22 protein-coding genes are annotated in these 25,177 nt (G+C 71.7%); 9 read left to right on the plus strand and 13 right to left on the minus strand.

From position 1 onward, the window contains the following. Nucleotides 1-146 precede the first annotated feature (146 nt). The 4 genes from AB0P17_RS00100 to cseC all read left to right on the plus strand — a co-directional run bounded on the left by AB0P17_RS00100 (nt 147) and on the right by cseC (nt 3,624). Entirely contained in the window at nt 147-752 is a 606-nt protein-coding gene (locus AB0P17_RS00100) for a SigE family RNA polymerase sigma factor (protein WP_365806101.1), read from the plus strand. 98 nt (nt 753-850) lie between these two features. Beyond that, nucleotides 851-1,462 carry a hypothetical protein gene (locus AB0P17_RS00105; protein ID WP_365806467.1) on the plus strand — a complete coding sequence of 204 codons (612 nt, stop codon included), beginning with the start codon at nt 851-853 and terminating at the stop codon, nt 1,460-1,462. Nucleotides 1,463-1,603: 141 nt separating this feature from the next. Then, on the plus strand, nt 1,604-2,308 hold the full coding sequence (gene cseB, locus AB0P17_RS00110) for a two-component system response regulator CseB (protein ID WP_365806103.1): 705 nt from the start codon (nt 1,604-1,606) through the stop codon (nt 2,306-2,308). Beyond that, the gene (cseC, locus tag AB0P17_RS00115; RefSeq protein WP_365806105.1) at nt 2,305-3,624 is read left to right on the plus strand and encodes a two-component system sensor histidine kinase CseC; all 1,320 of its coding nucleotides are present in this window, start codon (nt 2,305-2,307) and stop codon (nt 3,622-3,624) included. Before cseB ends, cseC begins: the two co-directional genes overlap by 4 nt. Before the next feature lie 112 nt (nt 3,625-3,736). Here cseC and AB0P17_RS00120 read toward each other — a convergent pair whose 3' ends face one another. After that, complete coding sequence (locus AB0P17_RS00120) at nt 3,737-5,329, minus strand: MDR family MFS transporter (protein WP_365806107.1); 1,593 nt, start codon at nt 5,327-5,329, stop codon at nt 3,737-3,739. 271 nt (nt 5,330-5,600) lie between these two features. On the opposite strand from AB0P17_RS00120, the gene AB0P17_RS00125 reads away from it, so the two are divergent. Then, on the plus strand, nt 5,601-6,182 hold the full coding sequence (locus AB0P17_RS00125; protein WP_365806109.1) for a helix-turn-helix domain-containing protein: 582 nt from the start codon (nt 5,601-5,603) through the stop codon (nt 6,180-6,182). 74 nt (nt 6,183-6,256) lie between these two features. Here AB0P17_RS00125 and AB0P17_RS00130 read toward each other — a convergent pair whose 3' ends face one another. Further along, nucleotides 6,257-6,931 carry a M23 family metallopeptidase gene (locus AB0P17_RS00130; RefSeq protein WP_365806110.1) on the minus strand — a complete coding sequence of 225 codons (675 nt, stop codon included), beginning with the start codon at nt 6,929-6,931 and terminating at the stop codon, nt 6,257-6,259. A gap of 364 nt (nt 6,932-7,295) precedes the next feature. On the opposite strand from AB0P17_RS00130, the gene AB0P17_RS00135 reads away from it, so the two are divergent. Both AB0P17_RS00135 and AB0P17_RS00140 read left to right on the plus strand, forming a co-directional pair. Beyond that, a complete protein-coding gene (locus tag AB0P17_RS00135; RefSeq protein ID WP_365806112.1) occupies nt 7,296-7,682 on the plus strand; it encodes a trypco2 family protein in 387 nt (128 codons plus the stop codon). Continuing rightward, nucleotides 7,679-10,906 carry an NACHT domain-containing protein gene (locus tag AB0P17_RS00140; protein ID WP_365806114.1) on the plus strand — a complete coding sequence of 1,076 codons (3,228 nt, stop codon included), beginning with the start codon at nt 7,679-7,681 and terminating at the stop codon, nt 10,904-10,906. Before AB0P17_RS00135 ends, AB0P17_RS00140 begins: the two co-directional genes overlap by 4 nt. A 130-nt stretch (nt 10,907-11,036) precedes the next feature. On the opposite strand, the gene AB0P17_RS00145 is transcribed toward AB0P17_RS00140, so the two are convergent. Continuing rightward, entirely contained in the window at nt 11,037-13,559 is a 2,523-nt protein-coding gene (locus tag AB0P17_RS00145) for an ATP-dependent Clp protease ATP-binding subunit (protein WP_365806116.1), read from the minus strand. A gap of 433 nt (nt 13,560-13,992) precedes the next feature. On the opposite strand from AB0P17_RS00145, the gene AB0P17_RS00150 reads away from it, so the two are divergent. Continuing rightward, entirely contained in the window at nt 13,993-14,703 is a 711-nt protein-coding gene (locus AB0P17_RS00150; protein ID WP_365806117.1) for an SCO3374 family protein, read from the plus strand. Here AB0P17_RS00150 and AB0P17_RS00155 read toward each other — a convergent pair. The 10 genes from AB0P17_RS00155 to AB0P17_RS00200 form a co-directional block, all read right to left on the minus strand. Continuing rightward, the gene (locus AB0P17_RS00155) at nt 14,682-15,017 is read right to left on the minus strand and encodes an Lsr2 family protein (RefSeq protein ID WP_365806118.1); all 336 of its coding nucleotides are present in this window, start codon (nt 15,015-15,017) and stop codon (nt 14,682-14,684) included. The two genes, AB0P17_RS00150 and AB0P17_RS00155, sit on opposite strands and share 22 nt — an antisense overlap. 143 nt (nt 15,018-15,160) lie before the next feature. After that, nucleotides 15,161-15,715 carry an amino-acid N-acetyltransferase gene (locus AB0P17_RS00160; protein ID WP_365806120.1) on the minus strand — a complete coding sequence of 185 codons (555 nt, stop codon included), beginning with the start codon at nt 15,713-15,715 and terminating at the stop codon, nt 15,161-15,163. Between the two features lie 9 nt (nt 15,716-15,724). Next, nucleotides 15,725-16,234 (minus strand): BlaI/MecI/CopY family transcriptional regulator, encoded by a 510-nt coding sequence (locus AB0P17_RS00165; protein ID WP_365806122.1) that lies wholly within the window; start codon nt 16,232-16,234, stop codon nt 15,725-15,727. Nucleotides 16,235-16,389: 155 nt separating this feature from the next. Next, nucleotides 16,390-16,575, minus strand: a complete 186-nt coding sequence (locus AB0P17_RS00170; RefSeq protein WP_365806124.1) for a hypothetical protein — start codon at nt 16,573-16,575, stop codon at nt 16,390-16,392. A gap of 14 nt (nt 16,576-16,589) precedes the next feature. After that, nucleotides 16,590-17,291: a hypothetical protein gene (locus tag AB0P17_RS00175; RefSeq protein WP_365806469.1), complete on the minus strand. Its 702-nt coding sequence runs from the start codon at nt 17,289-17,291 to the stop codon at nt 16,590-16,592. Nucleotides 17,292-17,556: 265 nt separating this feature from the next. Then, complete coding sequence (locus AB0P17_RS00180) at nt 17,557-18,354, minus strand: type III pantothenate kinase (protein ID WP_365806125.1); 798 nt, start codon at nt 18,352-18,354, stop codon at nt 17,557-17,559. Further along, nucleotides 18,354-19,415, minus strand: a complete 1,062-nt coding sequence (nadC, locus tag AB0P17_RS00185; RefSeq protein WP_365806127.1) for a carboxylating nicotinate-nucleotide diphosphorylase — start codon at nt 19,413-19,415, stop codon at nt 18,354-18,356. Before nadC ends, AB0P17_RS00180 begins: the two co-directional genes overlap by 1 nt. Nucleotides 19,416-19,417: 2 nt before the next feature. After that, the gene (locus tag AB0P17_RS00190; protein WP_365806471.1) at nt 19,418-21,367 is read right to left on the minus strand and encodes an L-aspartate oxidase; all 1,950 of its coding nucleotides are present in this window, start codon (nt 21,365-21,367) and stop codon (nt 19,418-19,420) included. A 59-nt stretch (nt 21,368-21,426) separates the two neighbouring features. Then, nucleotides 21,427-22,551 (minus strand): pantoate--beta-alanine ligase, encoded by a 1,125-nt coding sequence (panC, locus tag AB0P17_RS00195; protein WP_365806129.1) that lies wholly within the window; start codon nt 22,549-22,551, stop codon nt 21,427-21,429. 152 nt (nt 22,552-22,703) lie between these two features. Then, the gene (locus tag AB0P17_RS00200; protein ID WP_365806130.1) at nt 22,704-23,654 is read right to left on the minus strand and encodes a DUF2520 domain-containing protein; all 951 of its coding nucleotides are present in this window, start codon (nt 23,652-23,654) and stop codon (nt 22,704-22,706) included. A gap of 153 nt (nt 23,655-23,807) precedes the next feature. Between AB0P17_RS00200 and AB0P17_RS00205 the strand changes: the two genes are divergently transcribed. Beyond that, nucleotides 23,808-25,100, plus strand: a complete 1,293-nt coding sequence (locus AB0P17_RS00205) for a beta-eliminating lyase-related protein (protein ID WP_365806132.1) — start codon at nt 23,808-23,810, stop codon at nt 25,098-25,100. The last annotated feature ends 77 nt before the right edge of the window (nt 25,101-25,177 follow it).

The following is a 25,177-nucleotide window of genomic DNA, read 5'->3' on the forward strand; positions in this document are numbered from 1 at the left end:
TCGCCGTTACACAACCGATGGACAGCCGTGCGTCCACCGACGGCTGTCCCGCACAGCCCCGTGACAACAGCTCCGTAGTTTCAGTGACGTCAGGGCGGCGCCGTCAGGGAACGGCGCGGATGTTCACGGGGTCGGAGGCGATTGGCATGGCGCAGGGTGAGGTGCTCGGATTCGAGGAGTACGTGCGTACCCGGCAGGAGGCACTCCTGCGGAGCGCCCGGCGTCTCGTGCCCGATCCCGTCGACGCACAGGATCTCCTCCAGACCGCGCTGGCCCGTACGTACGGCCGCTGGGACGGCATCGCCGACAAGTCCCTCGCCGACGCCTATCTCCGCCGCGTCATGATCAACACCCGTACGGAGTGGTGGCGGGCCCGCAAGCTCGAAGAGGTCCCCACCGAGCAGCTGCCCGACGCGAGTGTCGAGGACGGCAGCGAGCAGCGGGCCGACCGGGCGCTGCTGATGGACATCCTCGGGGTGCTGGCGCCCAAGCAGCGCAGCGTCGTCGTGCTGCGACACTGGGAGCAGATGAGTACGGAGGAGACCGCCGCGGCGCTCGGTATGTCGGCGGGTACCGTGAAGAGCACGCTCCACCGCGCGCTGGCCCGGCTCCGTGAGGAGCTGGAGAGCCGCGCGGCCCAGAGCCGGGAACGGGACGTCCACGCGCCGCAGAAGCCGGTGGTGGTCCGTCGTGACGCACGGGGCGGCCGGGGTGGCCGCCAGGAACGGGGGCGGGAGAGGTGCGCGGCCTGAGAGGCCCCGACCGGTCGGGAGAGAGAGCGGTGGGGCGGGGTTCCCCGGCGTCGGGAGGTACGGTCTCCCTGACCGCGGGGGGTACGGTCCTGGCCGGAGTGGCCGGGCTCGCCGCACTCGGGCTGCTCGCGGCCGGCTGTTCGACGGGCGGTACGGGGACCCGCGACGAGGGCGCGGCCGTGACCGCGCCGGTCGAGCGGGGCGCCCCCACGCCCAGGGCCTCGGTGGTGACGCCCGCGACGACCGTCGACGCGGTGGCGCTGCTCAGGACGGACCCCAAGGTCAGCCGGCGGATCAAGGCCGATCTCAAACCGTGCGCCGAGGACACGTACCCGGTGGACACGTCGTACGGGAACCTCACCGGCGGCGCCGCGCCCGACCTGGTGGTCAACGTGATGACGTGCGGCGACGCCGTCGGCATCGGGACGTTCGTCTACCGCGAGAAGAACCACGCGTACGAGAATGTCTTCACGGCCGAGGAGCCCGCGGTGTACTCCACGATCGACCGCGGCGAACTGGTCGTCACCCAGCAGGTGTACGGGAAGGGCGACCCCGTGTCGTACCCCTCGGGCGAGGACGTGGTCACCTACAGCTGGAGCGACGGCAGGTTCACCGAGCGGTACCGCGTACGCAACGACTTCAACCGGGCGGTGGGCAACGGCGGCGACGACGGCCCGAAGCCCGCGCCCACGGTGGCCGACGGAGGCTGACCACTCCGCCCGGCCGGCACCACCCGGCCGGCACCGTCTGTCAGGCAGGACACAGGCCGACGGCGAAGCCCGACATGAGACCACGACCGACGCCCACGACCGACGACCGACGACCGACGACCGAGAACTGAGAGCCGCAGGATGGCAGAGACCCATGTCCTGTTCGTCGAGGACGACGACGTCATCCGCGAAGCCACCCAACTCGCGCTGGAGCGCGACGGCTTCGTGGTCACCGCCATGCCGGACGGACTCTCCGGCCTGGAGGCGTTCCGCGCCGACCGGCCCGACATCGCGCTGCTCGATGTGATGGTGCCGGGCCTGGACGGTGTGAGCCTGTGCCGGCGGATCCGTGACGAGTCGACCGTGCCCGTGATCATGCTGTCCGCGCGCGCCGACTCGATCGACGTGGTGCTGGGCCTGGAGGCGGGCGCCGACGACTACGTGACCAAGCCCTTCGACGGCGCCGTGCTCGTCGCCCGGATCCGCGCCGTGCTGCGCCGCTTCGGCCACGCGGGCCGCCCGGCCGGGGAACCGGACGGCCGGGACGGGCCCGACGAGCAGGGCGTGCTCTCCTTCGGCGATCTGGAGATCGACACGGAGGGCATGGAGGTGCGCCGCGGCGGGAAGCGGGTGGCGCTGACCCCGACGGAGATGCGGCTCCTCCTGGAGTTCTCGGCCGCGCCCGGCACGGTCCTCTCCCGCGACAAGCTCCTGGAGCGGGTCTGGGACTACGGCTGGGGCGGTGACACCCGCGTCGTGGACGTCCATGTCCAGCGGCTGCGCACCAAGATCGGCCAGGACCGTATCGACACCGTCCGCGGCTTCGGCTACAAGCTCAAGGCATGAAGCGCCTCGCCCTGCGCACCGGCGTCCGGTGGAAGATCAGCATCGCGATCGCGGGGGTCAGCGCGCTCGTCGCGGTCGCCCTGAGCCTGGTCGTGCACAACTCCGCCCGGGTCTCGATGCTCGACAACGCGCGCGAAGTCCAGCTGGAGCGGCTGCTGTTCGCGCAGCGGATGTACGACAGCACCAAGGAGGCGAAGTTCGGCACGAAGGTCGACGACCCGAACCTGCCGCACTCCCTGGAGCGGAAGATGAAGCAGGGGCGGCGCGCGACCTTTGTGCAGGAAGGGCCGAACGGGGTGCCCGATGTCTGGGCGGCCGTCCCGCTCGGCAACGGCACCGTGCTCTCGCTGCACAGCCAGTTCGCCGACCGCTCCACCACGATCATGAAGGACCTGGACCGGTCCCTGATCATCGGCTCGGTCTCGGTGGTCTTCGGCGGCTGCGCCCTCGGGGTACTGGTCGGCGGCCAGCTCTCGCGGCGGCTGCGCAAGGCCGCCGCGGCGGCGGGCCGGGTCGCGCAGGGCAACACGGACGAACGGGTCGGCGAGGCCGTGGGCGGTGTCGTACGCGACGAGACGGACGAGCTGGCCCGCGCGGTGGACGCGCTCACGGACGCGCTGAACGAGCGGATCGAGGCCGAGCGCCGGGTGACCGCGGACATCGCCCATGAGCTGCGCACCCCGGTGACGGGGCTGCTCACGGCGGCCGAGCTGCTGCCGCCCGGCCGCCCCACGGAGCTGGTGCGCGACCGGGCCCAGGCCATGCGCACCCTGGTCGAGGACGTCCTGGAGGTGGCGAGGCTCGACAGCGCGTCGGAACGGGCCGAGCTCCAGGAGATAGCCCTCGGCGAGTTCGTCGTGCGCCGGGTGGCCGTCCTGAACCCCGACATCACGGTCCAGGTGGTCCACGACTCGTGGGTCAACACCGATCCGCGGCGGCTGGAGCGCATCCTGGGCAATCTGCTGGCCAACGCCGCCAAGCACGGCGGCACACCGGTCGAGGTCACCGTGGAAGGGCGGGTCGTACGCGTACGGGACCACGGCCCCGGCTTCCCCGAGGAGCTGCTCCGCGAGGGCCCCAGCCGCTTCCGTACGGGCGCCACGGACCGCGCGGGGTACGGGCACGGTCTGGGCCTGACCATCGCGGCCGGCCAGGCCCGCGTGCTGGGCGCCCGTCTCACGTTCCGTAACGCGACCCCCGAGGGGATGGTCGAGCGGGAGGGCGAGGGCGGTGCGATCGCGGTCCTCTGGCTCCCGGAGCACGCCCCGACGAACACGGGCAGCTTCCCGATGCTGCTCAACCAGCCGGGCGACTAGAACGGCGTACTGGTGACCGGTCGTACGGTGTCCGGCCGGTCACGCTCCGGAGCCGCCTCCGGCCCCGCCCCGCGGTGCGGGACAGGGCCGGAGGCGAGGGAAGGCGTGCGGGTCAGACGGCCTGCGGGACCTTGCCGTCCACGGCCTTGGCCTCGTCCTCGGCCGGCCCCTGCGGCCCGGCGCCCCGCAGCGGCACCTCGCGGACGAAGAACGCCGCCGCGAATCCGATCACCGCGATGCCCGCGCCGAGCATGAACGCCGAGTGCGTACCGGCGGAGACCGCCTGCTGGTACGCCTCGCGCACCACGTCCGGCAGCTTCGCCAGGCTCGCGGCGTCGAGCTGCGCGGACTGCTGCGTGGCACCGGCGCCGCCGGAGCCCACGCGGGCCGCCATCTCGTCCTGCACCTTGCTGGTGAAGAGCGCCCCCATGATCGCCGCGCCGAAGGAGCCGCCGAGCGTGCGGAAGAGGGTGGTGGTGGACGAGCCGACGCCCATGTCCTTCATCTCGACGCTGTTCTGCGCCACGAGCATGGTGATCTGCATCAGGAAGCCCATGCCGGCGCCGAGCACCGCCATGTACAGACCCGAGGTCAGCCGCGTGGTGTCCGGGCCCATCTGCGCGAGGAGGAAGAGCCCGGCGACCATCAGCCCGCCGCCGACGATCGGGAAGATCTTGTACTTGCCGGTGCTGGTGGTGATCCGCCCCGCGACGAGCGAGACGACCATCATCGACAGCAGCATCGGCAGGAGCAGCAGCCCGGAGTTGGTGGCGGAGGCGCCCTGCACGGCCTGCTGGTAGAGCGGGAGGAAGAGCACCGCGCCGAACATCACGAAGCCGGTCAGGAAGCCGATGACCGACATGATCGTGAAGTTGCGGTTCCGGAAGATGTGCAGCGGCATGATCGGCTCGGGGACCCTGGTCTGGGCGCCGACGAACCCGACGAGCGCGGCGACCCCGATGAAGATCAGCAGCAGGATCATCGAGGAGGTCCAGGCGTACTCCGTACCGCCCCAGGTGGTGACCAGCACGATCGAGGTGATGCCGACGGTCAGCAGCCCGGCGCCGAGGTAGTCGACCTTGACGTTCGACCGGTCCTTGGCGGGCAGGTGGAGTACGGCGGTGATCATCGCGAGCGCCACGGCGCCCAGCGGCAGGTTGATGTAGAAGCTCCAGCGCCAGCCGAGGTGGTCGGTGATCGTGCCGCCGACCAGCGGTCCGCCGATCATGGCGAGGGCCATGACACCGGCCATCATGCCCTGGTACTTGCCGCGCTCCCGGGGCGGGATGAGGTCACCGATGATGGCCATGACGCCGACCATGAGACCGCCCGCGCCGAGCCCCTGGACGGCCCGGAAGCCGATGAGCTGGCCCATGTCCTGGGCCATGCCGCTGAGCGCGGAGCCGATCAGGAAGACGACGATCGAGGTGAGGAAGATGCTCTTGCGTCCGTAGAGGTCACCGAGCTTGCCCCAGATCGGCGTGGACGCGGCGGTGGCGAGGGTGTACGCGGTGACGACCCAGGAGAGGTGCGCGAGGCCGCCCAGCTCGCCGACGATCGTCGGCATCGCGGTGCCGATGATCATGTTGTCCAGCATGGCGAGCAGCATCGCGATCATCAGCGCCAGCAGGACGACGCGCACGCTGCGCGGCTGCCGTCCGCCGTCCTGCACCTCCGCGGGGGCCGCCGCCCCCGCGCTCGCCATGGCCCCTCCCGCGGTCGCTGTGGACCCCGCCCCCGCCGTCGCCATGGACCCTGCTCCCGCCGGGGCGTCGCCCGCCCCTGGTGCCGCGTCCGCGGCCTTCCCTGGCTGTTTCCCGCTCGAACTCATCGTCCCCACCGTTCCCCTGGTACGCCCTGATGCCTGGTGCACATGCCGCCGTGGGCCCTTACTTGCCGCCCGGCTAGCTGACTACACTGCGGTAAGGTAGACCTCTACTTGCCGGGCGTCAAGTAAGTTATTTGGGAGAGCACCCATGGGCAGCACGCAGCACCCGCGGCGCGGGAACACCCGCCAGCGCATCCAGGACGTCGCGCTGGAGCTGTTCGCGGAACAGGGGTACGAGAAGACCTCGCTGCGGGAGATCGCCGAGCGGCTGGACGTCACGAAGGCGGCGCTCTACTACCACTTCAAGACCAAGGAAGACATCCTGGTCAGCCTCTTCCAGGACCTGACCCGCCCGGTCGACGAACTGGTCGCCTGGGGCCGCGAGCACCCGAAGACGCTGGAGAACAAGCAGGAGATCCTGCGCCGCTACGGCGCGGCCCTCGCGAGCGCGGCGCCGATGTTCCGCTTCATGCAGGAGAACCAGGCGACCGTACGCGAACTGAGCATCGGGGAGAACTTCAAGGGCCGCATGATGGGCCTGCTCGACCTGCTCCGAGACCCCGACGCGTCCATGACCGACCAGGTCCGGTGCGTGAGCGCGCTCTTCACCATGCACGCCGGGATGCTGGCCCTCAAAGACGTCGAAGGAGACCCCGAGGAGAAGCGCGAGGCCATCCTGGAGGTCTCCGTCGAACTGATCACCAAAGCGCACCACGGGACCACGTCCTGAGACGCGGCCCCGTGCGGGGTCACCCCCGGCGCTCGGGTGTCACGCCGGTGACGCCGTGACACCTGAGGCAGGTGTCACACCTTCACGCCGACGGAGCGCAGGAAGGGGACCGGGTCGATGCCGGAGCCGTAGTTCGGCGTCGTACGGATCTCGAAGTGCAGGTGCGGGCCGCTGGAGTTGCCGGTGTTGCCGGACAGGGCGATCTTCTGCCCCGTCTTGACCGGCTGGCCGATCCGCACGTCGATCTGCGACAGGTGCGCGTACTGCGAGTACGTACCGTTCTTGTGCTTGATCACGATCGCGTTGCCGTACGCGGGACCGTCACCGGCGCCGTTGGGGCCGGCCTTGACCACGGTGCCCGTGTGGGCGGCGTGGACGACGGTGCCGACCGGCACGGCGAAGTCCTGGCCGGAGTGCTTGTGCGCCCACATCGAGCCACCGCGGCCGAACTTCGCGCTCAGCGTGTACTTCTTGACGGGGTCGGTCCAGGAGGCGGCCTGCTTGGCGGCGGCCGCGGCCTTGCTCTGCGCGGTGTCGGCGGCCTTCGCCTGCACGGCGGCCTGGTGGTGGACGGCGGCCGAGCTCACGACCGAGGCCGAGGAGCTCTCCGGGGCGGCGTGACCACTGGTCGCGGCGAACGCGGCCCCGGTTCCGGCCACCATCGTCACTCCGAGTCCGGCAGCCAGAACGCCGGCACGGGTACGAAGAGCGGACGGGCGGGCCAGACGGGACAGGTTGCGCTGCGACATACGGGATGAACCTCCAGGCATGAACGGACCCGGCACATACGCGCCGGGCTGGCCACACCTTGGTAACCCGGACCCACCCGCATCCCAAAACACCCCATCTACGACATTCCGTCGTAGCGCCGCCCTCCGGCCCTCGGCCTCTTGACGCCCCGCCGGTCCCGTCCCCCACACAGCCACCGCACAGCTGGGACTCCCTGTCGACCGCGGGCCTCGCGCACTATTGCGGCTAGTAGCGCCGGAAACGCCTGTGCGCCTTGTCACGGCCACCGGGTAGGAAGGCTGTCCGTTTCGGGACCAAAGGCCCGGGGCGCCCCCTAGTCTCGGAAGCTTCCACGAACAGAAACTTCGCCCACGGGGGACCACCATGACCGCACCGGCCCACGCCCGCCCCGACGACCACGGGCGCGACCACGACCACGGCCACGACTTCGACGGCATCGAGCTGGCCGACGCGATCCAGTCCGTACGCGACCAGCTCCTCGACGCCGCCACCCGCGCCGCCGGCGCCCCCGTCGCCTTCGAGGTCGGCGACATCCAGATGGAGTTCACCCTGGAGCTGCGCAAGGAGGTCAAGGGCGGCGCGAAGGTCAAGGCATGGGTGGTCGAGGCCGGCACGGACGCCTCCCGCACCTCGGGCCACACCCACAAGGTCGCCTTCACCCTGAAGCCCCGGAACGCCCGCACCGGCGCGCCCTGGAAGGTCGGCAACGAGGACCACGGCTCCACGTCGGGCTTCGGCGGCGCGCGGTGAGCGTCACCCGGGGCGTCGCGGTCCTCGGGGAGCGGCAGGGGTCGGGCGTACTGCTGACCCCGCGCTCCGTGCTGACGGCGGCGCATGTGATCGGCGACACGGACAGGACGGCGATCGCCCACCCCGGCCGTGCGGACACCGTCCCCGCCGAGGTCCAGTGGCGCGACGACACCCTGGACGCGGCCCTGCTCGTCACCGACCACGACGTCCTCGCCCCGGAGGCGGCGGCACCGCTCGGCCGCCTCCGCGTCGGCGTACTCGCCACGGAGGCGCCCCTGCCGCACTGCGAGATCATCGGCTTCCCGGACATCCAGCGGTACGGGTCCGACGGCGCCCTGGAATTGGACCAGTACCGCGCGACCGTCCTCCCGGCGGCCGGCACGCTCCGTTCGGCCCTGGTCTGTGAACTGGACCACCCGGCTGCGGCGGACCGCGCGGACGGCACCAGCCCTCTCCAGGGCCTCTCCGGCTCCCCGGTCTTCGCGGGCGCCGTCCTCCTCGGCATCGTCACCGAGGTGCCCCGGGACCGCGCTCACCTGCGGGTGGAGGGCATACCGATGGTCCGGATCCTTGAGGCGGGCGCCCCCGTCAGTGACACGTTCCGGATCGCCCCGCTGGCCGACGCCCACCCGCAGGACGAACGCTTCGAGAAGGGGTACGCGAAAGCCGTCAGGGCGCGCTACCGCAAGACCCGGATCTTCGGCATCGACGAGCTGGGCACGAACGAGTCGACCTGGGACCTGGACACGGCGTATCTGAGCCTGGAGGCGGGCGGACGGGAGCGGCCGGGCGGCCTGGACAGGCTGGAGCCGCACCGGCCGCCCCCGGTCCAGCCGAGCCGTATCGACAGCCTTCTGGCGGACCGCCCCCGGACCCTCCTGCGCGGCGAGGCGGGCGCGGGCAAGACCACCCTGGTGTGGTGGCTCGCGGCCCACGCGGCCCACGGCACCCTGGGCCCGGAGCTGGCCGACCTCAACGGCCTGGTGCCCTTCGTCGTCCCCCTGCGCACGGTGCACGCCCGGGGCAACGGGCTGCCGACGCCGTCCCAACTGCCGTCCGTGGCCCAGATCCTGGCGGACGAGGCGCCCCCCGGCTGGGCGCGGCGGGTACTGGAGGCCGGGCGGGGCTTCCTCCTTGTCGACGGCGTGGACGAGGTGCCTCCCGAGGAGCGCGAGAACACCCGGATCTGGCTGAACGAACTGCTCGACCTCTATCCCGCCACCCGCTGCCTGGCCACGGTGCGCCCGCTCGCCGTCGAGGAGGAGTGGCTGCGCTCCGGACGCTTCGACGAGCTGCAACTCCTCCCGATGCGTGACGAGGACATCCAGACGTTCGTCACGGCCTGGCACCGGGCAGCACGCCTCGAATGCGACACCTACGCGGACGAGGAGCGCGCCAAGGGGGAACGCGCCGAACTCCTCACGCTGGAGACCGAGCTGCGAACCCGTTTCGCCCAGAGCGACGCCCTGCGCACCCTCGCCCAGACCCCGCTGCTCTGCGCCGTCATCTGCGCCCTGCACCGCCGCCGGGGCGGCCTCCTGCCCGACACCCGATGGGAGCTGTACCGCTCCACACTCGCGATGCTGCTCGGCACCCGGGACAGACAGCGCGGCATCGCCGACCCGGACGGCATCACGATGGGTTTCGAGGAGCATCAGGAGCTGCTGCAGACCCTCGCCGTCTGGCTGGTACGAGCCGGACAGGCGCAGCTCTCCCGCGAGGTGGCGGAGCGGCAGATCAAGGTGGCGATGCGACGGCTGCCCCAGGTCGGCAAGCAGGGTTCGGCGGCAGGGGTCCTGACGCATCTGCTCAACCGCAGCGGTCTCCTCCAGGAACGCGGCGACAACGAGATCCAGTTCATCCACCGGACGTTCCAGGACTATCTGGCGGCCCGCGCCTTCGTGGAAGGCGGCTCGCTCCCGGAGTTGCTCCGCAACGCCCACAACGAGCAGTGGCAGGACACCGTCCGGCTGGCGGTGGGCCACTGCCGCCCCCACGAAGTCCGCGAGCTGATCGAGGGGTTGCTGAAGACCGGGGCGGGTGCCGCGGACCGGGCGGAGCGCGCGCCCCTGTACATGCTCGCGGCCCGCTGCCTCCTCGGCACGGTCGTGGTCGACGAAGGCGTCAGCCAGTCGGTCGCCGCCCATATCCGCGCGCTGCTCCCGCCCGAGGACATCGCGGAGGTGGAGTTGGTGGCATCCCTCGGGGAGTACGTACTGCCCCTCCTCCCCGAACCGTCCGATCTGACCTCTGACGGCCTCGCGTACACGGCTGATCTGCTGTGCCTCATCGGAGGCGCCGCCGCCATTCCCTACGCGAAGCAGCTAGCCCGGCATGAGAGCCGGGCCGCTGGGGGCGAACTGGTGAGCGGCTGGAGAAACTTCCCCGTGGAGGTGTACGCCCGTGAGGTGCTCGCCGACCTGCCGCTCACAGAGGCGGTCATCACGGTGGACGACATCGCCCAGTTGCGCCTGCTCAAAGAGCTCGGCCCCTTCGGCTGCCTCATGCTCCAAGGGGACTTCTCGGGTTCCCAACTGGCCCGTCATCTGGCCGATCTGGAGATCCGCGAGCTGTTCATCTCGGGGAACACCACACTGACCCATCTGGCGTTCGTCCACCGGCTGCCGCTCCTGAGACGGCTGACCATCTTCAAGAGCCCGGCGCTCACGAACTTCTCCGCGCTCAGGAAGACACACATCAAGGTGCTCGAACTGAACCTGCACGGCGCCACTCCGGAGCAACTGGACCCGGTCAGCCATATCCCCGAACTCACCATGCTCCTCCTCCGGTACCCGAGTGCGCCTTCCACCCGCAAGCTGCCCCGTGCCCATCCCGGCGTGGCCGTTCTCGATGTCGTGTGCGGGAAGCGGATCGATCTCTCCACGCTGAGGATGTGGACCGCGCTCCGCGCCGTGAGGCTGCGTCTCGATTCGTGCACCTGGCTGGCTCAGGACCGACACGGCATCACGTCGGCACCACAGATCAGAAGGCTGGACCTGAACGTCGTATCCGACTACGCCGGGCTGGAACATGTCACCGAGGCATTCCCCTCCCTCGCGGAGCTCACCCTCAACACCCTGGCTCCGGACGGCGAGGAACTGGATCTCACGCCCCTGCACGGTCTCCCCGGGCTGCGGATCACCGTCTCGTCCAAGCGGTCCGGCGTCCTGCCCGTCCTTCTCGGTACCGAGCCCCTCGGCGACCGCCTGACCGTGGACACGTAAGCCGTGCGGAAAGGCAGCCGGAAAAAGGGGCTGCCCCGGACCCGTGGAAAACGGTCCGGGGCAGCCCCTTCAAGCGCTCAGGCGCTCAGGCGCTCAGCCCAGCAGCGTCACGCGCGCGGTATCCGCGACGTCACGCCTCCTTCGTCAGGTTCGGGCCGCCGCCCGCCGCCTGCTCGATCGGGGGGACGTCCGGCAGCGGGGACTTCTCCTCGCCGCGGAAGGTGAACTTCTTCGTGTCACCCTCGCCCTCCGTGTCGACGACCACGATGTGACCGGGGCGCAGCTCACCGAAGAGGATCTTCTCGGAGAGGATGTCCTCGATCTCCCGCTGGATCGTCCGGCGCAGCGGCCGGGCGCCCAGGACCGGGTCGTAGCCCTTCTTCGCCAGGAGCGACTTGGCGCTCGGGCTCAGTTCGAGGCCCATGTCGCGGTCCTTGAGGCGCTCGTCCACCTTGTGCACCATCAGGTCGACGATCTGGATGATGTCTTCCTCGGTGAGCTGGTGGAAGACGACCGTGTCATCGACACGGTTGAGGAACTCGGGCCGGAAGTGCTGCTTCAGCTCTTCGTTGACCTTGTTCTTCATCCGCTCGTAGTTCGTCTTCGTGTCGCCCTGCGCCGCGAAGCCCAGGTTGAAGCCCTTCGAGATGTCCCGCGTCCCGAGGTTGGTCGTCATGATGATGACCGTGTTCTTGAAGTCCACGACCCGGCCCTGGGAGTCGGTCAGGCGACCGTCCTCCAGGATCTGGAGAAGGGAATTGAAGATATCGGGGTGGGCCTTCTCGACCTCGTCGAAGAGAACGACGGAGAACGGCTTCCTGCGGACCTTCTCGGTGAGCTGGCCGCCCTCTTCGTATCCCACGTATCCGGGGGGAGAACCGAAGAGGCGGGAAACCGTGTGCTTCTCGCTGAACTCCGACATGTCGAGAGCGATCAGCGCGTCCTCGTCGCCGAAGAGGAATTCGGCGAGCGTCTTGGACAGCTCGGTCTTACCGACACCGGACGGACCGGCGAAGATGAACGAGCCGCCGGGGCGCTTCGGGTCCTTCAGGCCGGCTCGCGTACGGCGGATCGCCTGGGAGAGCGCCTTGATGGCGTCCTTCTGGCCGATGACGCGCTTGTGGAGCTCGTCCTCCATGCGGAGCAGCCGCGAGGACTCCTCCTCCGTGAGCTTGAAGACCGGGATGCCCGTGGCCGTCGCCAGGACCTCGGCGATCAGCTCTTCGTCCACCTCGGCGACGACGTCCATGTCGCCGGCCTTCCACTCCTTCTCCCGCTTGGTCTTCGCGGCGAGGAGCTGCTTCTCCTTGTCCCGGAGAGAGGCGGCCTTCTCGAAGTCCTGGGAGTCGATGGCCGACTCCTTGTCGCGGCGGACTCCGGCGATCTTCTCGTCGAACTCGCGGAGGTCCGGCGGCGCGGTCATCCGGCGGATGCGCATCCGGGAGCCGGCCTCGTCGATCAGGTCGATCGCCTTGTCCGGCAGGAAGCGGTCCGAGATGTAGCGGTCGGCGAGCGTAGCGGCGGCGACCAGCGCGGAGTCCGTGATGGACACGCGGTGATGCGCCTCGTAACGGTCGCGCAGCCCCTTCAGGATCTCGATCGTGTGCGGCAGCGACGGCTCCGCGACCTGGATCGGCTGGAAACGGCGCTCCAGGGCCGCGTCCTTCTCCAGGTGCTTGCGGTACTCGTCGAGCGTCGTCGCACCGATGGTCTGCAGCTCACCGCGGGCCAGCATCGGCTTGAGGATGCTGGCGGCGTCGATCGCGCCCTCGGCGGCGCCGGCACCCACGAGGGTGTGCAGCTCGTCGATGAACAGGATGATGTCGCCGCGGGTGCGGATCTCCTTCAGGACCTTCTTCAGGCGCTCCTCGAAGTCACCGCGGTAGCGGGAGCCGGCGACGAGCGCGCCGAGGTCGAGGGTGTAGAGGTGCTTGTCCTTGAGGGTCTCGGGCACCTCGCCCTTGACGATGGCCTGGGCCAGTCCCTCGACGACCGCCGTCTTGCCGACGCCGGGCTCACCGATGAGGACCGGGTTGTTCTTCGTACGGCGGGACAGCACCTGCATGACCCGCTCGATCTCCTTCTCGCGCCCGATGACCGGGTCGAGCTTGGATTCGCGGGCGGCCTGGGTGAGGTTCCGGCCGAACTGGTCGAGGACCAGGGACGTGGAGGGCGTGCCCTCGGCAGGACCGCCCGCTGTGGCGGCCTCCTTGCCCTGGTAGCCGGAGAGCAACTGGATGACCTGCTGCCGCACCCGGTTGAGATCGGCGCCCAGCTTCACGAGGACCTGGGCGGCGACGCCCTCGCCCTCGCGGATCAGGCCGAGCAGGATGTGCTCGGTGCCGATGTAGTTGTGGCCGAGCTGAAGGGCCTCGCGGAGCGACAGCTCCAGCACCTTCTTGGCACGGGGAGTGAAGGGGATGTGCCCGGACGGGGCCTGCTGGCCCTGGCCGATGATCTCCTCCACCTGCTGGCGGACCGCCTCGAGCGAAATCCCGAGGCTCTCCAGGGCCTTAGCGGCGACACCCTCACCCTCGTGGATAAGGCCCAGGAGGATGTGCTCGGTGCCGATGTAGTTGTGGTTGAGCATCCGGGCTTCTTCCTGAGCCAGGACGACAACCCGCCGCGCGCGGTCGGTGAACCTCTCGAACATCGTTAATCGCTCCTCAGAGCGGTCAGGCAGTAAAGGGGTCGGTCCCCTCCCTGTCCTTCCGCAGCTTAGTCCCGCAAGCGGGGACCGCTCATTCCAACTGCCGACTACCTGTCCCAGGCTCCCAGCCCCGAACGCCGGACAACAGCTTCAACCCGATGGTGCGAGACGATGTTCCCGCAGGCCAGGCAGATACCCCTCGCATCACTACGCCGATGGCGAACGTGAGGCGTCCTGAACCGCGTGTCGCCCCTTCCCACTAGGAATGTCTTACCCGCAAGCACTGACACTCCATGCGGCGCGCCCCGGTTCCCTCCGCTACGGGCGAACACCCTTGCGCTCCTGAACGCGCCCGCACGCCCCCGAATCGGGAACTGTGGGCAACGAGGTGGCGACTCAGCGTAACCCTGGGCGGGCGTAGGGAGTTGCCCGGAGTATGGCTCCGACTGTTCCGCCTCCCCGCGCGCCGTCCGAAGAGCGGCGGTACGCGGAATGGTACGAGGGCGGGCTCGGGTGGCCGACGGCGCCCGGGGTGCCCGGGGTGCCGCTCCGGCTGGTCACCGGGGTCCGTTTCGACGTGCTGGAGCTGCCCGCCGACGCGGGCGCCGCGCTGCTGCGGCGGATCGGCCCGGCGTGCGGCCCGGTGGCGCTCAGCGGCTGCGGTGGCCTCACGCGGCTGCTGGTGGCCGAGGGGAGCGCGGACGAGTTGCCCGGCCTGCTCGACTGGCTGGACTGGGGCGGGATCGCCCTGGGGCTGGCGGCGCTCGGCGCCGGCGGACGGATGACCGCCCCCGTACCGGCCGTGGCACCGGTTGCCGTACCCGGGGCCGTGCCCGTTGCGGCGCCTGCGGCTGCACCCGTGGCCGGGACCGTGCCCGTACGGTCCCCCGCTCCCCCGCGGCGGGCCGGCGGTGCCACCGCGCAAGGGGCCGCCGTATGGCTGCGGCCCCCCGTGCCGGGACGCGAGGTGGAGCCGACGCTGCCGGCCCTCACCCTCTCCGGGCGGGGCGACGGCAACGGGGGCAGTGGTGGGGGTGCCCCCGATCTCGTACGGCTCGTGGACGCGGCGGCCACCGAGTGCCACCGGGCCCGCTTGCTGCGCGGAAATATGTTCCGTACGAATACTCAGCCGTTGGCCTTCTCGTAGGCCTCGCGGATCTCGGCGGGAACACGGCCGCGGTCGTTGACGCTGTAGCCGTTCTCCTTCGCCCACTTGCGGATTTCAGCGGTGTCCTTGTTGCCACCGGCCGCCAGGCGCCCCTTGCCACGGCTGCCCGCGGCACGGCCGCCGGTACGCCGGCCACCCTTGGTGTACGGATCGAGGAGACCCCGCAGCTTGTCCGCATTGGCCGTGGTGAGGTCGATCTCGTAGGTCTTGCCGTCCAGAGCGAACGTCACGGTCTCGTCCGCCTCGCCGCCGTCGAGGTCATCGACAAGAAGGACCTGAACCTTCTGTGCCACCGGATTTCCTTTCATCGAAAATGCAGTACGCGGAAAGGAAACCGCTTTTCTCAGGAAAACACAAACCCCCGGGAGAGGTTCACAGACGCAACAGGACGGGAAACGTACGCGATTCGGACATAGAGCGCTGCGGAGTCGGACGATCACAGATGCAGAAGCATCCGGCTGTTGCCCAAGGTGTTCGGCTTCACCCGTTCGAGACCGAGGAACTCGGCAACACCCTCGTCATAGGAACGGAGCAGCTCTCGGTACACATCTCGGCCGACCGGCGTCTCGCCGATCTCCACGAAGCCCCGCTTCGCGAAGAACTCGACTTCGAAGGTCAGGCAGAATACCCGGCGCACTCCGAGCCAGCGGGCCGTCTCCAGCAACTTGTCCAGCAGAAGATGTCCGGCACCGACCCCCTTGACCGCAGGATCAACGGCCAGTGTGCGCACTTCGGCAAGGTCTTCCCACATCACGTGCAAGGCACCGCAGCCGATGACGGTCGCGTCCGCGTCGCGTTCCGCGACCCAGAACTCCTGGATGTCCTCGTAAAGCGTCACCGGCGCTTTGTCGAGCAGGATGCCTTCGCTCACGTAAGCGTCCACGAGACGCCGGACCGCCGGTACGTCCCTGGTCCTGGCCCGCCGTACGGTGAGGGCATTTGCTTCGGCATTGGGAACGGGCGGCACGGTATCGGGAGGCACTGAGGGCATGACCGGACGCTATCGCCCCGGTCCGGAACCCTCGTCGCCGCCCTCTCCCGGCCGGCCCTCCTCCCCCGCTTCCGGGGCTTCGGCAGCCGCGGCGGCTCCGGGGACTTCGGCGCCTTCGGGGACCGTGAGGGCTTCCGGGACATCCGGTGTGTCCGCGCCGCCCACACGGACCATACGGACGGCGTCCTCAAGGGCCCGGCGCTGCTCGGCCGACATCATGCCGAAGAAGGCGACAAGGGCGGCGGCCGGGTTGTCACTCTTCGACCAGGCTTCGTTCATCAGTGCCGCCGCGTACGCGGCGCGGGTGGAGACCGCCGTATATCGATAGGCACGGCCGTCCACTTCCCGGCGCACCCAGCCCTTCTGATGGAGATTGTCCATTACGGTCATGACGGTGGTGTAGGCGATGGACCGTTCCCGCTGAAGGTCTTCGAGGACTTCCCTGACGGTGACCGGACGGTTCCATTGCCAGACGCGTGTCATGACGGCGTCTTCCAGGTCTCCCAATTGACGGGGCACCCGGCCACCGTAGTACGAGATGCCCGAATGGCCGGTTATTGACGTGACAAAAAGGACGTACGACCGGGTTCCGGTCGTACGTCCGACGGAGCGATGGATCTGCGGCCCGGGAGAACAGGGGGGCAGCCCCGGAGGCCGGTGACTCCGGAAGTCGCTCAGGCGCCGCGGGCGTCCGGGGCGGCGCCCGTCCTGGCGGCCTCCGCACGGGCCAGGGCCGCGTCGACCGCCGCGTCCTCCTTGGCCTTGTTGGGGCCGCCCTGGCTCTTGACGATCGTCCTGACCAGGAGGGTGAAGAACGTGGCCATGACCACGGGGGGCAGCAGCGCGGAGACGTAGTCCATGCCGTCCAGAGTAGCTATCCGGCGGCGAGCCGTTCCGGCGGGGGCGCGGGTCTGCGGCGCGGCGGAAAGACCTCGGACGGCTTGGGCATCGGCTTGTCCGGCGCGGGGCGACGCGGCTCGGCGGGCTCGGCGGGGCGCCGGGGTTCGGCGGGCCCAGAGGGCTTGGCGGGCTTGGCCGGCTCGGGATGCTCGGCGGGTTTCGCGGGCTTGCCGGGCTCGGCAGGCTTGGCGGGTTTACGGGGTTCGCGGGCGTGCGCCGGTTCGTCGGCCGCCCGGCCGCCGGGCAGCGCCAGCAGCCGGGTGCGGGGCGCGGGGGCCGCCGGGACCGTACGGCGAGGGGCGCCCACCCCCGCGAATCGGGCGCGTACCGAGCGCTCGGCGAGCCGCCGGCAGTGGTCGAGCAGGGCCGCGGCGGCCCGATTGCCCCGCAGTGCGCGCAGCGCGGCGAGATCGTCGGGGCCCGGCGGGTAGCCGGTGGCCAGGGCGTCCTGGAGCAGTTCGAGATAACCGGAGACGGAGCCGGGGAGCGCCTGCCGGTACCGGGCCAGATCGGCGACCAGGAACGCCCGCATGCGCCCCGCCTCGCGTACCGCCTCGTCCACGGACTCGGCGAGGCGCAGGCAGTCCTGGACGTCTTCGCGCGGGAGCGGGGCGGGGTGCAGGGCGGCGGCGAGGGCGCGTCGGAGCACACAGAGCTCGTCAGCGCCGAACGCCATGCCGCCGCGGGATCCGTAGGGCGTGGGCATGGGGGCGACAGTACGCGCCAAAGGGACAAAATCCGCTTAATACCCCTCTCCGGGCGTGCCCGGCCGCGGTACGCGCGCCACCAGGCCGCGCAAGGGGCTTCTCCGGGTCCGTGAGCCGCCCTCACGGGCCCGGAGAGCGGTACGGCGGCCCCGTAAAAAACGCCGGAGTGGCCGGGGCCGTGCTCCGCGCGGTCAGGGCGCCCGACCCGTGCCCCGCCCGGAGCGCCCCGGCGGGTCACATGCGGGAGACGTTGCGTTCGTACACCAGGCGCAGGCCGATCAGGGTCAGCCACGGCTCGTGCTCGTCGATCACGGACGCCTCGCCGAGGACCATCGGCGCGAGGCCGCCGGTCGCGATGACCGTCACCTCTTCCGGGTCGTCGGACAGCTCGCGCGCCATGCGCGACACCACGCCGTCGACCTGGCCCGCGAAGCCGTACAGGATGCCCGACTGCATCGCCTCGACGGTGTTCTTGCCGATCACGCTGCGCGGCCGGGCCAGCTCGATCTTGCGGAGCTGCGCGCCCTTGACGCCGAGCGCCTCGACCGAGATCTCGATGCCGGGGGCGATGACCCCGCCCGTGTACTCGCCGCGCACGCTGACCGCGTCGAAGGTCGTCGCCGTACCGAAGTCGACGACGATGGCGGGGCCGCCGTACAGCTCGACCGCCGCGACCGCGTTGATGATGCGGTCCGCGCCGACCTCCTTCGGGTTGTCCATCAGGATCGGCACGCCCGTCTTGATGCCGGGCTCCACGAGGACGGCGGGCACGTCGCCGTAGTAGCGGCGGGTCACCTCGCGCAGTTCGTGCAGGACGGAGGGGACCGTCGAACAGATGGCGATGCCCTCGATGCCGTCGCCCAGTTCCTCTCCGAGGAGCGGGTGCATGCCCATCAGGCCCTGGAGGAGGACGGCGAGTTCGTCGGCGGTGCGACGGGCGTCCGTGGAGATGCGCCAGTGCTCGACGATCTCCTCGCCGTCGAACAGGCCGAGGACGGTGTGGGTGTTGCCCACGTCGATGGTGAGCAGCATCAGGCGCCGACCTCGCGCAGGTCCAGGCCGATGTCGAGGATCGGGGAGGAGTGCGTCAGCGCGCCGACCGCGAGGAAGTCGACACCCGTGTCCGCGTAGGCCCGCGCGTTGGCGAGCGTGAGCCGTCCCGAGGACTCCAGGACGGCGCGGCCCGCGACGATGCCGACGGCCTCGGAGGTCTCGGCCGGGGTGAAGTTGTCCAGGAGGATCAGATCGGCGCCCGCGTCCAGGACCTCCCGCACCTGGTGCAGGGTGTCGACCTCCACCTCGACGGGCAGGTCGGGCGTGCCCCTTTCCTCCAGGGTGGCCCGTACGGCCTTGAACGCCGCGGCGACACCGCCCGCCGCGACGACGTGGTTGTCCTTCACCAGGGCGGCGTCGGAGAGCGACATCCGGTGGTTGACGCCACCGCCGCACCGCACCGCGTACTTCTCCAGCGCGCGCAGCCCCGGGGTGGTCTTACGGGTGTCGCGGACCCTGGCGCCGGTGCCTTCGAGCGCGTCGGCCCAGGCGCGGGTGGCGGTCGCGATACCGGAGAGGCGGCAGAGGAGGTTGAGCGCGCTGCGCTCGGCGGTGAGCAGGTCACGGGTGCGGGCGGTGACGCTGAGCAGCTTCTGGCCGGCCGCGACGCGGTCGCCGTCCAGGACGTGCCGCTCGACCTCGAACGCCTCCGTGCAGACGAGGGAGAGGACGGCCTCCGCGATGTGCAGCCCGGCGACCGTGCCGCTCTCCCGGGCGGTGAAGTCGGCGGTGGCGACGGCGTCCTCGGGGACGGTCGCGACGGTCGTCACGTCCACGCCGCGGTCGAGGTCCTCCTCGATGGCGACATGGGCGATGTCCTCGACCTGGACGGGGTCGAGACCGGCGTCGGCGAGGAGCTGGGCGAGGGCGGGGTCGAGACCGCACTCCAGGCCGTCCGAGCCGTCGAGGGCGTATCCGTCCTCGCCGCCGCAGCCGCAGTGGTCACCGCAGCCGCCGGTGGTGGCCTCGGCGGGGGCGCCGATCTGGATGAGCGGTACGTCCACGGGCTCGGGGCGCGGACTGACTTCGGGCGTGCTCACGGTTACGGCTCCCTGGGGGCGTTGGCTGGGCGTGGGGGTACGTCGGAATCCGGGGCGACGGCGGGGGCGGCGCCGGACGGGGCGACGTGGGAAGGAGGTTCGGCGGGGAGGTACGGGGGGGCGACGGGCGGGAAGGCCGCTGTCGGGGTACGGCGCAGCACCGGACCGCGGTCGGGGTCGAGCCGGACGACGAGATGGGCGCGCCAGTCGGTGTCGTCGCGCTCGGGGTGGTCCTCGCGCCAGTGGCAGCCGCGGGTCTCCTCGCGCTCCAGGGCGGTGGCGACCAGGACCCGCGCGACGCAGAGGAGGTTCGTCGTCTCCCAGGCGTCCACGCCCGGGACGGCGGCCTTGCCGGAGGTCGCGTCGGGGATCTCGCCGGGGGTCTCGCCGGCCGGGGCGGCGGCGGGGGCGGACTCGGGGCTCAGCGCGTGCTGGGACACGGCCTCCAGGGCCGTCGCGGCGGCCCGGAGGCTCGCGGCCGACCGGAGCACTCCGGCGCCCTGGGACATGACGCGCTGGATGCCGACGCGGGCCTCGGGGGCGATCAGCGGGACGTGGAGCGTGCCGGCCGGTTCGACGGGGACGGCGGGGGCCTCGGCGGGCCCGCGCCGGGCCGGGTCCCGGGGCTGCGCGGGCCCGGCCGTGATGCCGTCGGCGGCGCCGTCCGCGATGTCGTCAGCGACGCCGTCCGCGATGTCGGCAGCGATGCGCTCCGCGAAGACCAGGCCCTCCAGGAGGGAGTTGGAAGCAAGCCGGTTGGCTCCGTGGACCCCCGTACAGGCCGCCTCGCCGCTCGCGTACAGGCCCGGGACCGTCGTACGGCCGCGCAGGTCCGTACGGATCCCGCCGGAGGCGTAGTGGGCGGCGGGTGCCACCGGGATCGGCTCGGTCACCGGGTCGATCCCGTGGGAGCGGCAGGCGGCGAGGATGGTCGGGAAGCGGGTCTCCCACATCTCCGCGCCGAAGTGCCGCGCGTCGAGATACATGTGATCGGCGCCCTGTTCCCGCATCCGGCGCATGATCGCCTTGGCCACGATGTCGCGGGGGGCCAGCTCCGCCAGTTCGTGCTGGTCGAGCATGAAGCGGACGCCGCCGGCGTCGACGAGGTGGGCGCCCTCGCCCCGTACCGCCTCCGAGACCAGCGGCTGCTGGCCCTCGGCCCCGGCGCCGAGGAACAGCACCGTCGGGTGGAACTGCACGAACTCCAGGTCGGAGACCTCGGCGCCGGCCCGCAGCGCCAGCGCCACGCCGTCGCCGGTGGAGACGGCCGGGTTGGTCGTCGCGGAGAAGACCTGGCCCATCCCGCCGGTGGCGAGGACCACTGCGGGGGCATGGACGGCGCCCACTCCGTCGTGCTGCCCCTCGCCCATGACATGGAGGGTGACGCCCGACGTACGGCCCTGTTCGTCGGTCAGGAGGTCCAGCACGAGCGCGTTCTCCACGGTGCGGAGCGCGGAGTCGCGGACGGCCCCGACCAGGGCGCGGGAGATCTCGGCGCCGGTCGCGTCGCCGCCCGCGTGGGCGATACGGCGGCGGTGGTGGCCGCCCTCGCGGGTGAGCTGGAGCCCGCCCTCGGCCGAGGTGTCGAAGTGCGCGCCGGTGTCGATGAGGCGCCGTACGGCGGCCGGGCCCTCGGTGACCAGGGTGCGTACCGCCTCCTCGTCGCAGAGCCCGGCGCCGGCGACGAGCGTGTCGTCGAGATGCTGCTCGGGGGTGTCGCCCTCGCCGAGGGCGGCGGCTATGCCGCCCTGCGCCCAGCGGGTGGAGCCGTCGTCCAGCCTGGCCTTGGTGACGACGACGGTACGGAGGCCGGCGGCGGTGCAGCGCAGGGCCGTGGTGAGACCGGCGACGCCGGAGCCGACCACGACCACATCGGCGTCGACGGCCCAGCCGGGGGCGGGGGCGGTCAGCCGTATTCCGGTTCCGGTCGGGTATCCGGGGCCGGTCGGGATTCCGCTTCTCGTCGGGATTCCGGTTCTCGTCGGGTTTCCGGGTCCGGTCGGGCGTCCGGTCACTGGGGAGCTCCGAAGGTCAGGGGGATGTTGTCGATCAGCCGGGTGGTGCCGACCCTCGCGGCGACGGCGAGGACCGCCTCACCGGTGTAGCCGTCGGGGACCTCGGTGAAGTCGGCGGGGTCCACGAGGGCGAGGTAGTCGAGCTCCAGCGGTGGCACGGCGCGGGACGCCTCGTCGAGGACGGCCCGGGCGGCGGCCCGCACGGCGTCGGCCCCGCAGGGCCGGCCCGGGGCGCCGGCGCCGCCCGCCGCGGTCCCGGCGGAATCCGGCGTGCCCGGCGTACCGGCGGCGGCCACCGCGTGGGCGTCGGCCGCGAGGCGGGCCTCGCCGAGGGCGGAGAGACGGGCGGCGCGGGCGCCGGGCGCCGGGGCGGACGCGGCGCGGGCGCGCAGCGCGTGCTGGGCGGCGAGGCGGTCGCGGGCGGCGAACAGGGCCCGGGAGAGCGCCAGTGCGGTACGGCGCTCGGCCACGGACAGGTAGCGGTTGCGGCTGGAGAGCGCGAGGCCGTCGTCCTCACGGACCGTCGGTACGCCGACGATCTCGACCGGGAAGTTCAGGTCGCGGGCCATCCGGCGGACCAGGGCGAGCTGTTGGGCGTCCTTGAGGCCGAAGAAGGTGACGTCGGCGCGGGTGAGGTGGAGGAGCTTGGCGACGACGGTGAGCATGCCGTCGAAGTGGCCGGGGCGTGAGGCGCCTTCGAAGTGCTCGCCCATGGGGCCCGCGGAGAGGGTGATCTGGGGGGCGCCGTCCGGGTAGACCTCTTCGGCGCCCGGCGCGAAGACGACATCGGCGCCGGCCTCCCGCGCGACCTTCAGATCGGCGTCGAGGGTGCGCGGATAGCGGTCCAGGTCCTCCCCCGCGCCGAACTGGAGCGGGTTGACGAAGACGGTGACCACGACCAGGCCCCCGGGGCCGACCCGGGTGCGGGCGGCCCGTACGAGCGTCGCGTGGCCTTCGTGGAGCGCCCCCATCGTCAACGCGACGCCGATCCGGGCGCCGGGGGCGCGGCGGTCCAGGACGCGGTCGAGTTCCGCGCGCGTGGCGGCGAGTTCAAGGCCCTTGGGGGCCGTGCTCGCGGGATCCGTACGCGCGGGATCCGTGCTCGCGGGCTCTGTGCTCATGAGGTCCGTCTCTCCGGTCTCACTGGTCTCTCCGGCTCGGGCGGGCTCTTCGGTTCGGCCCGGCTTCTCCGTCCGGCCCGGCTTCTCCGTCCGGCCGGGGTATTCCGTCCGGCCGGGCTCTTCCGCCGTCGGGTCGGCGGGGCTGATCACGCTCATCGGGTGCCTCCCGCGCCGCCGCGGGTGTCCCCGAGGCTGTCGCCGCCCGCGAGCACGTCGAGCAGGTCCTCCGCCAGCTCCGGCTTGAGCAGGCCGTGCGCGAGCGCCCGGTCCGCGGTCGTACGGGCCATCGCGAGGTAGCCCGCGACGGCACCGGGCGCGTGCGTGCGCAACTCGGCGACATGCGCGGCGACCGTGCCCGCGTCGCCGCGTGCCACGGGTCCGGTCAGGGCCGCGTCGCCGGAGCGCAGCGCGTTGTCCAGGGCCGCGCCGAGCAGCGGCCCGAGCATCCGGTCGGGGGCGGCGACTCCGGCCGCGCGGAGCAGTTCCATGGCCTGCGCCACCAGCGTGACCAGGTGATTGGCGCCCAGGGCGAGGGCCGCGTGGTAGAGCGGACGGGCCTCCTCCGCGATCCACTCGGGCTCGCCGCCCATCTCGATGACCAGCGCCTCGGCGGCCAGCCGCAGCTCCTCCGGCGCGGTGACCCCGAACGAGCAGCCCGCCAGCCGCTGGACGTCCACGGAGGTGCCGGTGAAGGTCATCGCGGGGTGCAGGGCGAGCGGCAGGGCGCCGGCCCGCAGCGCCGGGTCGAGGACCTGCGTGCCGTACCGCCCCGAGGTGTGGACGAGGAGCTGTCCCGGCCGTACGGCACCGGTCTCGGCCAGCCCTTCGACCAGCCCGGGCAGCGCGTCGTCGGGAACGGTCAGCAGGACGAGCTCGGCGCGGGCCAGCACCTCGGCCGGGGTGACCAGCGGGATGTCGGGGAGCAGGGCGCCCGCCCGCCGTACGGAGGCGTCCGAGACACCCGAGACGGCGACCGGGCGGTGCCCGGCGAGCTGGAGGGACGCGGCGAGCGCCGGTCCGACGCGGCCCGCCCCGACGACGCCGACCGTGAGCCGGGCCGGGCGGTCCCGGGGATCGAAGGACTCTTGAGCTGATGCGTTCACGCGAGGGCCTTCCGTTCCAGTCCGCAGGGGGTACCGGACGATTTCTCGCCATGCTACGCCAGCGTTTCGTACCGGCACCCGAGTTGTCCACAGGCTGTGGGCGATATCCACAGGGCCGGCCGAGGCGGGCGCGGCGTGGGCGATGATCGGCGCATGAACGAGACGAGCGGGGCGGCCGGAGCGGCCGAGGAGAGCGGACCGGTGGCCGAGGAGAGCGGGCCTCCGGCCGGGGCGGCGGAGGCGGCCGAGGGCGCCCGGCGGCGGAGGCGGGCCGCGTGGCGGGCGTCGAGTCGCGCGCTGGCGCGCCCCGCCATGGATCTGCGGCTGCGCGAGCGGCTGGCGGCCCTCGCGGCGGACGCGGGCGAGGTGCACGACCTGGACGAGGACGCGGACATGTACGGGGACGGGGTCGTCGCCGAGCTGGAGCGGCGGGTGGCAGGACTGCTCGGCTTCCCGGCCGCCGTGTTCTTCCCCTCGGGGACGATGGCGCAGCAGGTGGCGCTGCGGTGCTGGGCGGGGCGTACGGGCAACCGCACGGTGGCGCTGCATCCGCTGGCCCACCCGGAGGTCCATGAGCGTGACGCGCTGTCGGCCGTGAGCGGGCTGCTCACGGTCCGTCCGACGACGGAGCCGCGGCTGCCGACCGCGCGGGAGATACGGGAGCTGGCCGAGCCCTTCGGGGCGCTGATGCTGGAGCTGCCGCTGCGGGACGCGGGCTTCGTCCTCCCTTCCTGGGAGGAGTTGACCGCGGTCGTGGAGGCGGCGCGCGAGCGGGACGCGGTGGTGCATTTCGACGGCGCGCGCCTGTGGGAGAGCGCCACGCACTTCGGGCGCCCGCTCGCCGAGGTCGCCGGCCTGGCGGACAGCGTGTACGTGTCCTTCTACAAGTCCCTGGACGGCCTGTCGGGCGCGGCGCTGGCAGGCCCCGAGGAGCTGGTGGAGGAGGCGCGCACCTGGCGCCACCGCTACGGCGGCCAGCTCTTCCAGCAGTTCCCGGCCGCCCTGTCGGCGCTGCTGGGGCTGGAGCGCGAGCTGCCCCGTCTGCCCTCGTACGTCGCACACGCGCGCGTGGTGGCCGGGGCGCTGGCGGAGAGCCTGGCCGCGGCGCCGGTGCCGTGGTTCCGCGTCCACCCCGAGCCGCCGCACACCCATCAGTTCCAGGTGTGGCTGCCGTACGCGCCCGAGGTGCTGAACGAAGCGGCGGTGCGGCAGGCCGAGGAGACGGAGGTGACGCTGTTCCGTGCCTGGCACCCGGCGCCCGCCGGGCCGCCGGGGGTCTCGTTCACGGAGGTGACCGTGACGCGGCCGGGTCTGGAGTGGTCGGCGGGGGACATACGGGCGGCGGTCGGGGACTTCGTGGACCGCGTACGGGAGGAACAGGAGAGGCGGGACGAGGAGGTGGCGGCCGGAAAGCGGAATGGACGGCGGCCGGACGCGACGGTGTGACGGTGGGTAGCCGCCGGTGGGTAGCCGCCGGGGCGGCGTCACGGGCCGGCGTCACCGGGTGGCGGCCCCCCGTGGTG

This window comes from Streptomyces sp. NPDC088124 (assembly GCF_040685895.1).
Classification (GTDB): Bacteria; Actinomycetota; Actinomycetes; order Streptomycetales; family Streptomycetaceae; genus Streptomyces.

Coding starts and splice junctions, on each gene's coding strand:
- cseB (WP_365806103.1), top strand. CDS start 1,604: ATGGCAGAGACCCATGTCCTGTTCGTCGAGGACGACGACGTCATCCGC.
- AB0P17_RS00175 (WP_365806469.1), bottom strand. CDS start 17,291: ATGGCGTTCGGCGCTGACGAGCTCTGTGTGCTCCGACGCGCCCTCGCC.
- AB0P17_RS00130 (WP_365806110.1), bottom strand. CDS start 6,931: ATGTCGCAGCGCAACCTGTCCCGTCTGGCCCGCCCGTCCGCTCTTCGT.
- cseC (WP_365806105.1), top strand. CDS start 2,305: ATGAAGCGCCTCGCCCTGCGCACCGGCGTCCGGTGGAAGATCAGCATC.
- AB0P17_RS00135 (WP_365806112.1), top strand. CDS start 7,296: ATGACCGCACCGGCCCACGCCCGCCCCGACGACCACGGGCGCGACCAC.
- AB0P17_RS00205 (WP_365806132.1), top strand. CDS start 23,808: ATGAACGAGACGAGCGGGGCGGCCGGAGCGGCCGAGGAGAGCGGACCG.
- AB0P17_RS00100 (WP_365806101.1), top strand. CDS start 147: ATGGCGCAGGGTGAGGTGCTCGGATTCGAGGAGTACGTGCGTACCCGG.
- AB0P17_RS00150 (WP_365806117.1), top strand. CDS start 13,993: ATGGCTCCGACTGTTCCGCCTCCCCGCGCGCCGTCCGAAGAGCGGCGG.
- AB0P17_RS00180 (WP_365806125.1), bottom strand. CDS start 18,354: ATGCTGCTCACCATCGACGTGGGCAACACCCACACCGTCCTCGGCCTG.
- AB0P17_RS00125 (WP_365806109.1), top strand. CDS start 5,601: ATGGGCAGCACGCAGCACCCGCGGCGCGGGAACACCCGCCAGCGCATC.
- AB0P17_RS00145 (WP_365806116.1), bottom strand. CDS start 13,559: ATGTTCGAGAGGTTCACCGACCGCGCGCGGCGGGTTGTCGTCCTGGCT.
- AB0P17_RS00120 (WP_365806107.1), bottom strand. CDS start 5,329: ATGGCGAGCGCGGGGGCGGCGGCCCCCGCGGAGGTGCAGGACGGCGGA.
- AB0P17_RS00170 (WP_365806124.1), bottom strand. CDS start 16,575: ATGGACTACGTCTCCGCGCTGCTGCCCCCCGTGGTCATGGCCACGTTC.
- panC (WP_365806129.1), bottom strand. CDS start 22,551: ATGAGCACAGAGCCCGCGAGCACGGATCCCGCGCGTACGGATCCCGCG.
- AB0P17_RS00160 (WP_365806120.1), bottom strand. CDS start 15,715: ATGCCCTCAGTGCCTCCCGATACCGTGCCGCCCGTTCCCAATGCCGAA.